General features: G+C 47.1%; 14 protein-coding genes and 1 pseudogene. 4 read left to right on the top strand and 11 right to left on the bottom strand.

Going from position 1 to position 15,079, the window contains the following annotated elements:
• Window positions 1–307: 307 nt before the first annotated feature.
• From CW734_RS09720 to CW734_RS09710, 3 genes are all read left to right on the top strand, one after another.
• On the top strand, window positions 308–1,006 hold the full coding sequence (locus CW734_RS09720; RefSeq protein WP_101190322.1) for a Na-translocating system protein MpsC family protein: 699 nt from the start codon (window positions 308–310) through the stop codon (window positions 1,004–1,006).
• A 170-nt stretch (window positions 1,007–1,176) separates the two neighbouring features.
• Window positions 1,177–1,653 (top strand): DUF948 domain-containing protein, encoded by a 477-nt coding sequence (locus tag CW734_RS09715; protein WP_101190321.1) that lies wholly within the window; start codon window positions 1,177–1,179, stop codon window positions 1,651–1,653.
• A gap of 229 nt (window positions 1,654–1,882) precedes the next feature.
• Complete coding sequence (locus CW734_RS09710; RefSeq protein ID WP_101190320.1) at window positions 1,883–3,232, top strand: VWA domain-containing protein; 1,350 nt, start codon at window positions 1,883–1,885, stop codon at window positions 3,230–3,232.
• Between the two features lie 103 nt (window positions 3,233–3,335).
• Here CW734_RS09710 and CW734_RS19690 read toward each other — a convergent pair whose 3' ends face one another.
• The 10 genes and pseudogenes from CW734_RS19690 to gnd form a co-directional block, all read right to left on the bottom strand.
• Window positions 3,336–4,187 carry a hypothetical protein gene (locus tag CW734_RS19690; RefSeq protein ID WP_308302137.1) on the bottom strand — a complete coding sequence of 284 codons (852 nt, stop codon included), beginning with the start codon at window positions 4,185–4,187 and terminating at the stop codon, window positions 3,336–3,338.
• Window positions 4,160–5,137, bottom strand: a complete 978-nt coding sequence (locus CW734_RS19685; RefSeq protein ID WP_308302138.1) for a beta/alpha barrel domain-containing protein — start codon at window positions 5,135–5,137, stop codon at window positions 4,160–4,162. Before CW734_RS19685 ends, CW734_RS19690 begins: the two co-directional genes overlap by 28 nt.
• Before the next feature lie 82 nt (window positions 5,138–5,219).
• Window positions 5,220–5,584 (bottom strand): annotated as a pseudogene (locus CW734_RS09700) (cupin domain-containing protein).
• Window positions 5,585–5,599: 15 nt separating this feature from the next.
• Window positions 5,600–6,085, bottom strand: a complete 486-nt coding sequence (locus CW734_RS09695) for an NUDIX hydrolase (protein WP_101190319.1) — start codon at window positions 6,083–6,085, stop codon at window positions 5,600–5,602.
• 44 nt (window positions 6,086–6,129) lie between these two features.
• Window positions 6,130–6,588, bottom strand: a complete 459-nt coding sequence (locus CW734_RS09690) for a VOC family protein (RefSeq protein ID WP_101190318.1) — start codon at window positions 6,586–6,588, stop codon at window positions 6,130–6,132.
• A gap of 93 nt (window positions 6,589–6,681) precedes the next feature.
• The gene (locus CW734_RS09685) at window positions 6,682–7,545 is read right to left on the bottom strand and encodes an aminoglycoside phosphotransferase family protein (protein ID WP_101190317.1); all 864 of its coding nucleotides are present in this window, start codon (window positions 7,543–7,545) and stop codon (window positions 6,682–6,684) included.
• Window positions 7,546–7,621: 76 nt separating this feature from the next.
• Window positions 7,622–8,179, bottom strand: coding sequence for a P-loop nucleotide/nucleoside kinase family protein (locus CW734_RS09680; RefSeq protein ID WP_101190316.1), 558 nt, complete (start codon window positions 8,177–8,179; stop codon window positions 7,622–7,624).
• A gap of 193 nt (window positions 8,180–8,372) precedes the next feature.
• Complete coding sequence (gene gntK / locus CW734_RS09675; RefSeq protein ID WP_101190315.1) at window positions 8,373–9,917, bottom strand: gluconokinase; 1,545 nt, start codon at window positions 9,915–9,917, stop codon at window positions 8,373–8,375.
• A gap of 62 nt (window positions 9,918–9,979) precedes the next feature.
• Window positions 9,980–11,323, bottom strand: coding sequence for a GntP family permease (locus CW734_RS09670; RefSeq protein ID WP_101190314.1), 1,344 nt, complete (start codon window positions 11,321–11,323; stop codon window positions 9,980–9,982).
• Between the two features lie 30 nt (window positions 11,324–11,353).
• Window positions 11,354–12,235, bottom strand: coding sequence for a phosphogluconate dehydrogenase (NAD(+)-dependent, decarboxylating) (gnd, locus tag CW734_RS09665; protein WP_101190313.1), 882 nt, complete (start codon window positions 12,233–12,235; stop codon window positions 11,354–11,356).
• Window positions 12,236–12,366: 131 nt separating this feature from the next.
• Here gnd and CW734_RS09660 point away from each other — a divergent pair, with 131 nt between their 5' ends.
• Window positions 12,367–13,218: a MurR/RpiR family transcriptional regulator gene (locus CW734_RS09660; protein ID WP_101190312.1), complete on the top strand. Its 852-nt coding sequence runs from the start codon at window positions 12,367–12,369 to the stop codon at window positions 13,216–13,218.
• 316 nt (window positions 13,219–13,534) lie between these two features.
• Here CW734_RS09660 and cls read toward each other — a convergent pair whose 3' ends face one another.
• Entirely contained in the window at window positions 13,535–14,986 is a 1,452-nt protein-coding gene (cls, locus tag CW734_RS09655) for a cardiolipin synthase (RefSeq protein WP_101190311.1), read from the bottom strand.
• Window positions 14,987–15,079 lie beyond the last annotated feature (93 nt).

Raw genomic sequence — 15,079 nt, 5'->3', positions numbered from 1 at the left:
GCCATATTGGAATTGCGCAGAGTATATACCTGACAATAGAGCTGGGAATAACGCCAAAGAGAATGAATCATTCTTTTTGGCGTCTTTTTTTATTTCATATCCCCGGCTTGAGTCGGCCGAATACCAGCAACAGTTGGATTTTCATTTCCATCTACCCAATAATGCCCCTTCCCCGTTTGGTTTTGACTAAAGATTTTAAACGGAATGAAGAACTACAGTTAAAAGAACCATTTTCTGGACGCTGAAAAGAGCGATTGAAAAGCAAAGAACTAGCCGGTCGTCACATGCCGGGAAGGAGCCAGTTATTATGCAGGAAGCAAGATCTATTCAATCAGAGGTTTCGGGCTATATTTCAAACCTACTCCGAAAGCATTTCGGAAAAGGGCCTGCTTCTGTTTACGTCACAATTAAAAGGCCTTATATCACCATACATTTCCGCGGATTTGTCAGTCCCATGGAAAAGATTCTACTCGATCAAGAAGAAGGCAAACGTGTATTGGAAACCAGGGATTTCATGTTCAATGCCTTAAAGCCTGAAATTTTAAATGAGCTCTTGGCTATCACGCAATTGGAATTTACCGAGTTATACGCCGATTGGAACTTGCCGCTAAAAAGCGGGATTTTTATCGGGGTAATGGGTGAAGAACACATCGCGGATCCATTAGGATGGCCGGAAGATGGAGAACGGGACATCTTCCATAAACAACTGGAACGTGTCAGTGAAGAAGCCGGCCGCATCCCGGATAGCATTGAAACTTTATGGATGAGCAATCGGACCTTGCTGTTGAAGCGCAGCGGCATTTTGGTAGGGATTGAAAAAGCTTTAATAGAGGGGGGCTTCTCTGAAATCCTCAAATTGACCAAACGCCCTCTTGAACGGAAGCTTCTCAAAGCTGCCCCCTTGAACCACTCTTTACAGAGGAACATCGATGAAGTTTTCATGGACTGGAATTTCAGCCAAGACGTCGGATACATTGCGTTCATCCTATCCGCTGACCCTCGGTAATTGAAATAAAGCAAAATCTTCTCTATGAATAAGCGGTTGGTACATACAACTTTAAAGTTTTCCCCCAAAAAATTGGATCCGCCGAGATTAAACGCTCTCCTTAGTTTTGTGTTAAAGATTGCCTAAAACGGGTATGGCTTAATACACAAACGAAAAAGGAGGAAGTTTATATGGACCCGATAATTTGGCTTTACATAGCACTAGGAATCATTGTCCTTGGCCTGATCGTCGCCGTCGTCGGTGTCGTGATGCTGCTATCCGGCATCAAGGAGCCGATGAAAGAAATGAAAGGTTCGGCAGATAACTTGAAAGGCCGCATGGACAAGCTGATGCTTGAAACGACTCATTTGCAGCACACGACAAATGAATTGAAAGAAGACATCCAACAAAAATCCGAGAAAGTGGCCGTCCTGGTCGACGGGGCGAAAGGAACGATCAATTCAGTCATCGATATGAATTCGGTGGTCCGCAGCATCACGTCGGGCATTTCGAAAAAAGTCGAAGACGACCCTGCCAACCGTTTCCAAGTCAACCAGTACAGTAATAACGCAGCCGGCTTGATGAAATACTTGGATAAGAAGAAAAGCCAGGATCAAGCTTATAATCCAGAATCCACCGTCCGAAAAGAACAAATCAAAACCTATTAATTGTTTTGCAAACAGCTCACCCCTTCCCGTCTCGATTACGGAAAGGGTTTTTAATGTTTTACGACTAAACGAATGTTTATTTATCCATACTTAATTTGACAATACATATTAATAAAAGATAATATGAATATATTACCATTTACATTATACAAATACGCCGCCCACTCTATTAGCGGCATTGATGGATTTTCACATTGACCTGGAGGTGCTTCTGTCCACATGATCAAAAATGAACAAATTATTTATTCTTCCCGCAACGCTTATCTGGTTGGCAGGCTGCTCTGCAGCAGATGACAATGCACAGCAAGGAGAAGAAACGGCCGTCGACTCCCCTTCTGCCACGGAAGATGCGGCTGCAGAAAACAATACAGGCGATAATACGGCTTCGCTTCAATTTTCAACGATTGAAGAGCGATTGAAGCTGGATTTAGCAAATGCACCGTATAGCGGTGAACACTATGAGAAAGACGCCGTGATGGAACAAATGGCAGATCAGACTGAAGACCAATCAGCAGAAGCTGTTTATTTGGAAATGCTGGCACTGGCCGGCGAAGATTACCGGGAATTCGAGGAATTTATCTCCAATGTCGATACGTCTTTTGAATCGGCAAGTGCACAGCCGGGCGAAGTGAATGGACAAGGATCCCCTGAACAACAAGTTAATATTGCAGTTCTTTTTGACTCCAGCGGTAGCATGGCAGGCGATGTCGGTGGTATCCCTAAAATTCAATCCGCAAAAGAGGCAGTCAGTTCCTTCGTTAGTGGACTGCCTGACTCGGCAAATGTCTCTCTCACCGTATATGGCCATAAAGGGACAGATAAAGCCGCGGATAAAGAACAGTCCTGCGAAGCGATTGAAGAAGTGTACGAATTGGGCGAATTCGATGAACAACAGTTCACCGCTGCGCTCGATTCGTTCTCACCCGCCGGCTGGACTCCCCTTGCCTCTGCTTTGGCCTCCGCACAGAATCATTTTGGTGACCAAGCGTCTGAAAACTTGATCTATGTGGTGAGCGATGGCATGGAGACGTGCAATGGCACCCCGGTAAAACAGGCGGAACAATTGAACCAGTCCGGCGCAAAAGCGATTGTCAACATCATCGGTTTCGACGTAGAAAATGATGGGCAGAAACAATTGAAAGATGTAGCTGATGCTGGCGACGGCACTTATTCCACCGTGCGCAATGACCAGGAGCTAAAAGCATTTTTTGAGAAGGAAACGACGAGAATCATTAACGAATGGTACCAATGGGAATCCGAGAATCTAAATAAAGTGTACAAATCCGAAACCGAACGGATCAACGAATTGTACGACCAGGAGACCGAATTCATCAATGCGACATATGACGAAGAAACCCGATTCAAAGAACTGACCTATGAATTGGAAGATACCGCGAAAATCGACGGGGCGGCAGTTCGCAAGTTGATTAGTGCAACGGCCATTGATTTGAGGCAATTTGCAAGAGACACTGCCACGAATTTGCGCAATGAACTCCGCAGTGGCGGCAATGAACATAGAAAAGAAACACGAGATCAAGCGAAAGAAGAACGTGAAGAGTTGCGGGAAGACGGCGATTGAAACGTAGCCGTTTTTAAATTTACGAATCTGCTGACTTCTTCGGCACTTTCAATGGTCAAGAATATAAAAAGACAGCCACTTGGCTGTCTTTTTATGAGCTAAATTATGATCCGTAAAAAAAGAACTTCCGGGACATTATCAACCCGCTTGCGAACAGCACTAAGGCCACGTACGCCGGCAGGATATGGATAAAGCTCGTATAGCCGATTACGTAATGAATGATGATGGCCGCCCCAAACGCCGGCAGCCCGCCGAACAGGAACGTGTACCAGACCCACCGCTGCCCTTCCTGAAATCCCCATAACGCGAGCATCAACACAAGCAACCCAACACTGATCAAGGCGCTGCCAAGCCCCGGCCGGTCATGCGCGATTACAGGAATGAGCCGTTCGTTGATGGCAGCGATTTGTTCAGGGCTCATGCAGATATAGGCGATGTCGGTTTGGACGAAAACGCCGTTCACGCCGATTGTCGAAATGACAAGCCCAGCTGCTGCGAGTGCAAATCCCAGTGAGACGAACGCCAGCTGTCCCCACAAGCTGCGTTTCCAGGCTTGGTGGTTCGTGCGGTTGCGCGAAGACGAATGTTCGCTATGGTTTTTGGATGCCTGGTAGCCTTTCCAGAAAAATGGCAGTAGAACGAGCCAAAGAAAGCCGTGGAGCCAGTCGAAATAACCGAATCCGATAAATAATAAAATACCGAGGAACCCTAATACCCCTGCGATGTGAATCGCGCGTTTTGCCCATTCTAGGCCGTAACGGACGCCATGCCTTGCCAATTGCATATAGAGAATGCCGCCCGAAACCATCGTACCGGCTACGGTCATCCGGTCATGCTGCATGAAATGATAAATATTCGGATTGATCGCAATGAGCTCTTCTCGCGATAAGTTCAAAAATGTCTCGTCATAAGGCATGAGGACGATGGTCATACTGACGAGCATTGCCAATGCCAAATCCAGCCATCGTACACAGGAGGCGCCGTTATTCGTTGATCCAGCAATCCTTCATTGATGCGCTTCGGCAAACCGGGGCCTGTCCTGACATAGCCGCTAGAGAGCATCACCAAATCCGCTCCTGCCCCGTATAAAGCCAGGGCGTCTTTCGGTTCAGCGATTCCGCCTGAGACGATGATCGGAATTGTGCTGGGCTGCCGAATGGCAGACACTTGTTCAGCCAGCAGTCCAGCTTGTTCGATTGGATATTCCATGCCTTCGCCCGTGTCTATTCCCAGTTCATCGATGACGATTCCGTCTATGTATATTTCATTAGCTGCCAGTCCCATAACAGCCGAATCGATTTCATCCGCTGAACTGGCATATAATAGCGGCTTGCTGCCGACTGCTTCTTTTAAAGACTGCCGCTGTTCCTCGCTGAACGGCTCTTCAATGACAAAAGCATCTCCATACGCAGACAGCTTGTTCAATAAAGAACGCGTTTGTTCAAAAGAACCGCTTTTCCCTATCCGGATGAAAATCGGCTTACTGAACGGTTTCAGCTTCTCGAGCTTATCGATCGTTCGCTTGAGGCCGGGTGATTCCAGATGGTATGGAAAAAGCAAATTATCTTTTGAGTCGGTGAATGCCGGCGAACCCGCTTCCACTGGCTTCCACGACACCGGGCCGATTTCGATAAAGCCCATTCCCAAATGGCTGAATGCCTTGGTTCCGGAAAGCAAGGGATCGATTTTTCCGCTTAAGCCGACGGGGTTGGCGATCTTTAAACCGAAAATCTCCGTTTCCAGCTGCTTAGCTGGAGCCGTGTGCCCCAAATATTCGATGAGTTTGCTTCCGCCGGGGATCGAGGCGATCCGATGCATGTCTTTATGGATAAATTCTCTCCCGGTTTTTGCCGGCAAGCGGGAAAGTGTGGGTTCAAACATCGTATGATAAGTCCAATCCGGCAAGAAAATCACGTCCTAAAACAAAGTATGCTGTTATTTTACCGCATTTCACGCAACGAAAGCGTAAATTTCATGAAAAACCCGTTTAGATCCACACATCATTTTCTGCCGTCTGCCCACTTTGAATATCGCCTGTATTGACGACGCCTTTAGGTTCAACCAGCAAGATGCTCGCTTGCGTTTTCGCAAATGGCTTATGCTCTGTATTTTTGGAACGACAAACATTTCGCCTGCTTTCAATTCCACTTTTCCGCCCCGAAATTCAATGGCCAGTTCTCCTTCTAACACAATGAACACTTCATCAGTTTCGTCGTGCTTGTGCCAGACGAAATCCCCTTGCACTTTCACGGTTTTGAATTGATAATCATTCATTTCTGCGATGACTTTCGGCGACCATAGATCGTCGAATTTCGAAAGTTTTTCGTTGAAATTGATCGAGTTAAAATTCATTAGATCCACTCCTCTCTATGCCTTTAATGCTTCAGAAAGTGCTGCTGTTGTGTACTCAGCGATTTCCCTATTTTTATAAATGAAGCAATGTTCCAATCCCAAATCGCCTTTCAGCAGCGAAGGCAGATAGGCACGTAAATTAGCGGCTACTCCGCGATTGTCTTTTTGCAGAATCCAGTCGATTGACTTCCAATCCAATATGCCTTCACGGGTTCCAAGAGGCGTAGCCAAAACTTGTGTTTCCGGCAAATCCGCCATAAACAAGTACATTCCTTGACGGCTGCTTTCATTCGTGAAAAGAACATTTCCTGCATGCAGCATATCTGTCAATCGAATGCCGGTCTCTTCAAAGGTTTCCCTGATGGCACTTTCAAGCGGCGTTTCGCCGGGCTCGATTTTTCCGCCGACGCCATTCCACATGCCGATTTGCGGCGGCTTCTCCCGGTTCAGGAGCAGAATCTTATCACCATTTCGAATCAAGCACAACGTATATTTCAACATGTGATGCCCTCCCGTAGCTTTCAGCTGGCTCAGCTGAACATTTTCTATACGTGCTTTTGATCCCATTGTGCTAAAGACATCATGTCGAATTCTTCCTCAACCTTGAAATCTAGCGGTGCGATAAATTCCAGTGAATTGCCATCCGGGTCATGAAAATAAACTGCTGCGTGGGCATAAGGACGGTTCGGCAAGATCACTGGTTGTTCTTCCGGTGAAAATCCGAAAGCCGTTCTTCCTTCGATTCCTCTTTCGGCCAACCAGTCCATAGCGTTGCGGATCGCTCCTATATCCACATGAAAAGCGATATGGCGAAGCGAAGGGGGATAAGGCGTTTCCATTTTATCCGTTTCCCATAAGCCCACCCAACTTTGCCCTTTGACAATCCAAAAGAAAGCCAGCTTTGGAGTCTCATAAGCGAGTTCCAATTCCAAACTAGTATAGAATTCAATGGAGCGTTTTAAATCCCTGACCGGTAAATGCGCTTCGTAAAGGCCTTTAATCATTGATTTGCCTCCTTTATTTTTTTAGATCACCTTGAAAAAAAGACTGAGTTCCTTCCTAATATTCCTACATAACCTGTTTCAAAAATAACCGAACTACTCCACCATCTTTTTCAAAATCCCCAAGTTGGTTCCATAGAATGCAAAATTCTTCTCCAGGCCCCGTCTTTGACTCCAGCCGATGCTGTTAAAGGCATCAATGAAGCGATAAAAGGGCAAGACGGCTCGCAAATCGATCATCGGCCGGATGCTGTTATAGCCCATCTGATAAGAATTCAGCAGGGCAGGATCCGACTTTAAAAAATCACGGTAAATTTTAGTGAAATCAATTTCCGTCGAACCGAAGCGCACACTTTCAAAATCGATCATGCCGGAAACCTGGCCTTCCTCCACAATGATATTAGCTGGGCGGAAATCCATATGGACAAAACTCGGCCCGTCTGGTGCTGGAAGTTCCAACTTCATTTGCTCAAACTTGCGCAAGCTGGCCATATATAAATCTTCATCCAATACTTCTTTTGCATCTTCCGCAAAGCTATAAAACTGCCTTTCGATGAATTCATGCCAATTGGGAAATTCATTTTGTATGGCGCCGAGTGCTGTTTTGTTAGAAGGTTTGATTTGATGCATAGATGCTTGCATTGTCCCGATTTGATACGCGATTTCCGGAGAAGCTGTTGCGGACAAAGGCTTCCCTTTCAGTTCAGACAGCAGTAAAGCTCCCGGACATTTAGCATCCCCCTCCCAAAAACCGAGCAGCTTTGGAATCGGGACATGCCCAGCGAGGATTTCATAAGCGGCCAGCTCGCGTTCATATTTCACGCGGGTATACGGAATTTTCACAAAGACCGATTCGCCATTCGATAAAGTGCATTTGTATACCGTTGAACTGAAAGAATCTTCGACTTCGTTGAAAGTAACGACTTCCAAACGGAATTGCTTCAACACTTGATCCAGCATAGGCCTCTCACCTCGTTTCTTATAAATGTCCTAACGTCTATCTGGCTGGTTTTATAAAAGGCCTACTATCGTTTTTCTACAAGGTAAAGCGATCTTTGATCGTTTTGGCGACAGCTTCTGGACCTAGATGTGTGTTATCGATTCGTATGTAATTTTCTTCTCGGATTTCATTTGGCCAAGAGTTGAGCCGGTTCAATTTATGTGTTTCGATTAAATGCACTTCGGATTCTTCGATATTGCGTTTCGTTGCCTTATGTTCGAGACGATGAGGCGTTTGGTTCCGTATCAAGCGTTCGCTTTGATTGGCTTCAAGTTCTACGAAATAGACTTCTCCACCCGCTTCTTCAAAAATAGAACGAACATGGTTTATGAATTCCCAATCCTTTTTTGACTCGAACGACCAGACGAAAGTGAAAACAATGCCTTCCAGATCACTTTTATCGGCCGCTTTAAATATTTCTTCCCGAATAATACTGGAGATTCGCCACGTGTCTTCACCGAATCCAAAGAACGGATGCAGCAAGTCAATCGTCATATGATTATGAAGTAATTTGAGGTGCGTTATCTTTTCTAATTCATGGCCTATGGTCATTTTGCCGACAGCTTGCGGGCCGAATAATAAAACGAGTTTCATACTGCCTCCTATTGTGTATGCCAGTAATCTATCCAGCCCAGCATCCACCTTTACTTGTAAATATTAGTATATCAAAAGCTCCTTCTCATCCGGCTCGTTTTCAGAACTTTTCCATAAAAGCTCGATCAACTTTATAATAAAATTAATCGTCGGATTAGAAAAACCCGAAGCCATTAAGCTTCGGGTTTTCTTCTTATTTCATATGCTTCCGCTGGAAATCGGAAATGCTTTCGTATTCTTCTGTCAGCAAACGCGACAAGCGGATGTAAATCGGAAGCAATTCACGGTAAATATTGCTTGCTTCCGTTTCCGGATGATTCGTATGGGTGCGGCTGATCATCTCAGAGACAATGCTGAAATCCTCGATCTCTCCAGTTGCATACACGCCGAGGACCACTGCGCCGAGACAGGAACTTTCAAAGCTTTCCGGGATGATGACCGGCTTGTCGAAGACGTCGGCCAAGAGCTGGCGCCATAACTCGGAGCGGGCAAAACCACCGGATGCTTGTATGCGTGCCGGTTCTCCCGTCAATTCTTCAACAGCGAGAAGCACAGTATAGAGATTGAAAACGATGCCTTCCAGTACAGCACGGATCATATGCTGCTTTTGGTGATGAATGCTGAGGCCGAAAAACGATCCTCTGGCATTGGCATCCCATAGCGGAGCCCGTTCCCCTGTCAAATAAGGGTGGAACAATAGCCCGTCAGCTCCCGGTTTGACCGTTGCGGCGATCTTTGTCAACACATCGTACGTATCGATCCCGAGGCGTTTCGCCGTTTCCACTTCGGATGACGCAAATTCATCGCGCAGCCAGCGCAAAATGATGCCACCGTTATTGACCGGCCCACCGATCACCCAATGGTTTTCCGTCAATACATAACAGAAAGTCCGCTCTTTCGGATCGGTTTTCGGCACAGGAGAGACCGTGCGGATGGCACCGCTCGTCCCGATGGTCACAGCAATGACGCCGGGGTCGATGGCATTGACGCCGAGATTGGCCAACACACCGTCGCTTGCCCCGATAACAAACGGAACGTCTTCCCGAACACCCATAAACGCAGCGAACTCCGGGGCGACTCCTGCAAATTGCTCGGTCGTTGGCACGAGGCGCGGCAATTTCTCGGCCGTTACACAAGATACATCGAGTGCGCCTTGGTCCCAGTCAAGCTGTTCCAAATTGAACAAGCCGGTAGCAGAGGCAATTGAATGATCTTCGACGTACTCTCCGAAGAATTTATGGAAAATATAGCTCTTGATGCTAATGAACTTCGCGGTCTGTTCACAGATTTCCGGTTTTTCATCCTGCAGCCACAAAAGTTTCGATAACGGCGACATCGCATGGATCGGGGTACCGGTCCGCAAGTAAATGTCATGGCCATTCAAGTTTTCTTTAATGTGCTTCGCGTGCTTTGAACTTCTCGTATCTGCCCAAGTGATGCTATTTGTTAAAAGCTCTCCTTGAGCATCCACCGCAATCAGGCTGTGCATGGCCGAACTGAACGACAAGAGCTTTAATGACTCCTTGCTGATGTCGCTTTTTCTCAAAGTTTCCCGGACAGCTGTCAGCACGGCGCGGAAAATTTCTTCCGGGTCCTGCTCGGCGGTCAATTGGTTCGGCGTGTGCAAGGGATAGAAAACTGTATGGCTGTCTTTGATTTGTCCCGCTTTATTGAATAGGACAGCTTTTGTGGAAGTGGTCCCTATATCGACCCCTAAATAATAGGATTGTTCAGGCATGTTCTTCTTCCTTCCTTATAACAGAAAAAGAAAAAGGAGGATCCCTTTTTCTTTTTCTGTACTCATGTGATAAAGAAACTCAAAATCAATACTACCACGAATCCGGTGAGGCCGATGATGGTTTCCATTACGGTCCAGGATTTCAAGGTGTCTTTGACGTTCATTCCGAAATAGCGGTTAACAAGCCAGAAGCCGGAATCGTTTACGTGAGACAAGACCGTAGCGCCTGCAGCGATGGAAATAACGATCAAGCCAAGTGCTGGGCCAGTTGTTCCGGTAATTTCTAGAAGCGGTGCGATCAAGCCAGCTGCCGTTACCATGGAAACGGTAGCTGAGCCTTGTGCCACGCGGACTGCAGAAGCAATCAGGAATGCCAGGACAATCGGCGGAAGCGCAGAATCGCCCATCATTTGGCCAAGCACATCACCGACACCTGAGTCGATGAGCACTTGTTTGAACACGCCGCCAGCCCCTGTAACGAGGATGATGATCCCTGCAGGTTCAAGTGCTTTCGTTGCAATGTCTTGAACTTCCTGGCGTGAGTAGCCGCGGCGTGTGCCGAGGAAGAAAAACGTCAGAATCGTAGCGATCGTCAAGGCGACGAATGGATGGCCAAGGAAAGTCAAAATCTCACGGATCTGGTTTCCTTCATCAAACACGACGGCTGACAAGGTGTTGAAGAGAATCAACACAAGCGGAATCAAAATCAAAGAAATGATCATGCCGAAGCTTGGCAATTCCTTATCGTATTCTTGTTCTTTGATATCCATGTAATCCGGAATCGTCAAATGAATACGCTTCCCTATGTAGCGTCCAAAAACAGGTCCCGCTAAAATCATCGAAGGAATCCCTGCAAGCACCCCGAACAGGATAACCCAGCCAAGTTCTGCACCGACCAGTTCCGCAACCGCAATCGGTCCCGGGGTCGGCGGGATGAAGCTATGTGTAACAGCAAGACCCGCCAATAGCGGAATCCCGTAATGCAAAAGCGATTTGCCGGTCTTTTTCGCCAAGCTGTAAACGATCGGCACCAAAATGATGAAACCTACATCGAAGAATACGGGAATGGCAACGATGAAGCCTGTCACGCCAAGAGCCCAAGGAGCTTTGTCTTCCCCGAATTTGCCGATCATCGTTGCCGCTAAGCGCTCAGCGCCGCCGGAAACTTCAAGCATTTTCCCGAACATAGCGCCAAGGCCGACGACCACTGCGACAAAGCCGAGTGTTCCGCCCATGCCGTTTTGAATCGATTGGATAACATCCCCAAGCGGCATGCCTGCCGCGATGCCGAGCAGTAAACTTACCAATAATAACGCCACGAACGCGTGCAATTTCGTGCGCATGACCAAAAATAGCAAAACGAAAATGCTTGCGACCGCGATCATGATCAATGTTGAACCAGCCATTTGACTTCCCCCTATCCGATAAACAATGGTTTATTTTTTGACGACTGCGTGCCCGCCGAATTCATTGCGAAGTGCTGCGACGACTTTTCCTGTAAAGGTATCATCTTCGAGCGAACGGTAGCGCATCATCAGCGACATTGTGATGACCGGTGCCGGCACATTCAAATCAAGTGCCGTTTCCACTGTCCATTTTCCTTCTCCCGAAGAGTTCATGACCCCTTTGATGCCATCGAGCTTTTCATCTTTCGAGAAGGCGTTTTGCGTCAAGCCCATCAAATAAGAACTGATGATTGAGCCGTTGTTCCAGACACCCGCCACTTTTTCGTAGTCGTAGTCGAAATCACTTTTGTGGAGGATATCGAATCCTTCAGCAATCGATTGCATCATGCCGTACTCGATGCCATTGTGGATCATTTTCATGAAATGCCCGCTGCCTGATTTGCCGGCATAGAGGTAGCCGCCTTCGACTGAGATGTCGCGGAAGAGCGGTTCGATGTCGTTGAACTTCTCTTCATCCCCACCGATCATTGCGCAAATGCCGTGGCGCGCGCCTTCTGTCCCGCCGCTTGTGCCGCAGTCGAAGAAATAAATTCCGCTCGCTTTCAATTCCTCGGCACGGCGCACCGATTCTTTGTAGTTCGAGTTGCCTCCGTCAATAATAGCGTCGCCTTTGTCCAAAAGCGGCACCAATTGTTCGATGACCGATTCCGTAATTTCTCCAGCCGGCACCATCAACCACACCGTACGAGGCGCCTGAAGGTTCTGCACCAATTCCTCGAGCGATCCTTCCACTTTGAAATCGCTTACTTCCAAGGCGTTTGCGTCATGCCCTACCACTGTATGGCCATGATCTGTTAAATTGAGTGCCAAGTTTTTCCCCATCTTGCCCAAACCGATAATTCCGATTTCCATCATATAACCTCCTGTTGAATAAAAGAATATTTTTCCTTAATGAACTCAGTATATCAAATATTTTTCCACATACAAGCATGTTATGATAGAAATATAAAAAAACTCCAAGTAGCAGAAAGAGGCGTGGCAGAATGAAACAACAACAATTCGCATTAGCAGCCATCCGTGGCAGTTACCGCAATTTCAGTGAAAAGGAAAAGAAAATCGCCGATTACATCTTGAATGACCCCCGCAACATCATCCATTTGACGATCAACCAAATTGCCGATGAGCTCGGGCTGGCAGAATCGACCGTCTTCCGCTTCTGCCAGCGCCTCGGCTTCAAAGGCTTCCAGGCATTCAAAATCGCCTTGGCTGCCGAAGTTGTAGCACCATTAAAAGATATCCATGAACAGATCGAAGAAGGCGACGAAGTTAAAACAGTGGCGGAAAAAGTGTTCCGCTCCAATATCAAGACACTCGAAGATACCTTGCAGATTATCGACGAAGAAGCCTTGAAACAAACAGTCGCTGCAGTGCTGTCTGCACGCAAGATCGAGTTTTTCGGAAACGGCGGGTCTGCGATGATCGCTATGGACGGCTATCATAAATTTGTCCGCCTCGGCCTTCATGTGGCGATGAATATGGACGCCCATTTGCAGCTTATGTCCGCATCCCAGCTCACCAAAGGCGATGTGGCCATTGTCATCTCCCACTCCGGCAGCACGCGCGATGTCCTGGAAGTGCTTCACGTCTTGAAGGAAAAAGAAGTGACGATCGTCTGTGTAACCAATTTCGCTAAATCACCTTTATCCAAAGAGGCGGATATTGTCCTGTACACTTTGTCGGAAGAAACGGATTTCCGCTCGGAAGCCCTCGCTTCCCGCATCGCGCAACTCAGCTTGATCGATGCGCTCTACACGAACGTCATGATCGCCCGTGGAGACGAAGGCAAGACGGCACTCCGCCATATGCGCGAAGCCATGTCACAGAAGCGCTTGTAGGCCTTGAAAACTTCGGGCAAATAAAGAAGCTGGAACCATTTTAGGTTCCAGCTTTTTTCAGGTTGTCGAGAAAGATAAGAAGTTGTATTTTCCGAAGCTTATCGCTCGCTTTCCGTGGGCTCGCGCCCAAGCCTCCTCAGCCGCTTCGCGTCTTGCGGGGTCTCGGTCGTCTCGCTGATCCACAGGAGTCGAGCGAACGCTTCTCCAAATACTTAGATAGATCATTGAATTTTGAATGTAGAAAAACAATTCTATTTTAATTCGTACTGGAATAGTAGACTTCTTCAACCCACATTCCACACGTAACTATCACAAATTATAAGATCGGGCTCAATAAGCGGGCAAAACCTTCGCGCAGCTTGATGGTCCAGTCGCGCTCTGCGTAGAGTTCTTTCGTCAATTTGCGGCAATCGGCCGTATCCGACTCGAACAAAGACTCCAGTTCCAGCGCAATCCGGCGGTTGAACACCAGCGTATTGATTTCGAAATTCAAGCGGAAGCTGCGGGCATCCAGATTCGTGGTCCCGACGGTTGAAATCTCGCCGTCCACGGTCATCGTCTTGGAGTGCAAAAAACCACGATCGTATAAATAGACGTCCGCTCCGTAATCGAGCAATTCGCCAAGGAACGACCAGGATCCCCACATAACAAATGGATGGTCCGGCTTGCCGGGAATCATAATATTCATTTTTACACCGCTCAGCAAGGCCATCTTACAGGCGTCCATAAAACTTTTATCAGGAATGAAATACGGTGTCTGGATGTAGATTTCACGTTTTGCCGAAGAGATCATTTTGATTTTCATGTTTTTCAAATGCTCGGTATGGGAATTTGGCCCGCTCGTAACGATTTGCATCGGCGAGAAGTTCTTGATTTGATGCGTGGGAAAGCAGAAAATGTCATCGCGGCTCTTATACTGGTTGGCATAATTCCAGTCCAAGACGAAACGGTCCTGGATGTGTTGGACGACATCGCCTTCTATGCGCAAATGGACATCACGCCAATACCCAAATTTCTCCACTTCGCCTAAATATTCCGTCCCAACATTAAACCCACCAATATAGCCGATTTTCCCGTCAACGATGCATACTTTCCGGTGGTTGCGGTTATTGAGGCGGAAATTGATTCCCAATTTGGACGGAAAAAAGATTTCCACTTCGCCGCCATGTTCGATCAATTCCTTGAAATCCGATTGTTTTAAACTCTTCGACCCGACTGCATCATAGAGAAGCCGTACCTTGACTCCGGCTTTGGCACGCTCGAGCAAAGCATCGAATAACCGCTGGCCGAGCGCATCTCGTTTAATGATGTAATATTGGACATTGACTTCTTCCTGCGCATGGCTGATGTCTTCGATCATCGTATCGAACTTCTCGTTGCCTTCAGAGAATATACGGGTTTCGTTGTAGAAGCTGACGAGCGATTTGGACGACCGCAAATTCATAATCAGCAATTGCTCATATTTGTTCAACAGCTCTTCATCATACTCCGCTTCCCCTGTCTGTATGCGCTGGACTTGTGATTCGACTTGCCGCGTGTAATAAGATTGTTCGTCTTCGCTCAAATTGTAAAAGTTGTTGTTGGTCAAATGCCTGCCGAAAAACAAATAGACAATAAATCCGAGAATCGGCAAGAAAAACAAAATCAATAGCCATGCCCAAGTAGTCCCTGCATCCCGCCTTTCATTGAAGATGATTACCAGCGCGAGCACGATATTCAACAGCAACAAAGAGTTCAATGTCCAGCTCAGTACGACTACCCAATCCATCCCCGCCACCCTTTCTTCTATGTCCCCTTCTATTCTCTAAATATGCAATTAGTCCTCTATTTAAAACCGAAAAGCTGCCGGAAACGGAAGCTT

Origin of the sequence: Planococcus sp. MB-3u-03 (assembly GCF_002833405.1) — a bacterium.
Classification (GTDB): domain Bacteria; phylum Bacillota; class Bacilli; order Bacillales_A; family Planococcaceae; genus Planococcus.
This window is presented reverse-complemented; position numbering and strand designations above follow the sequence as displayed.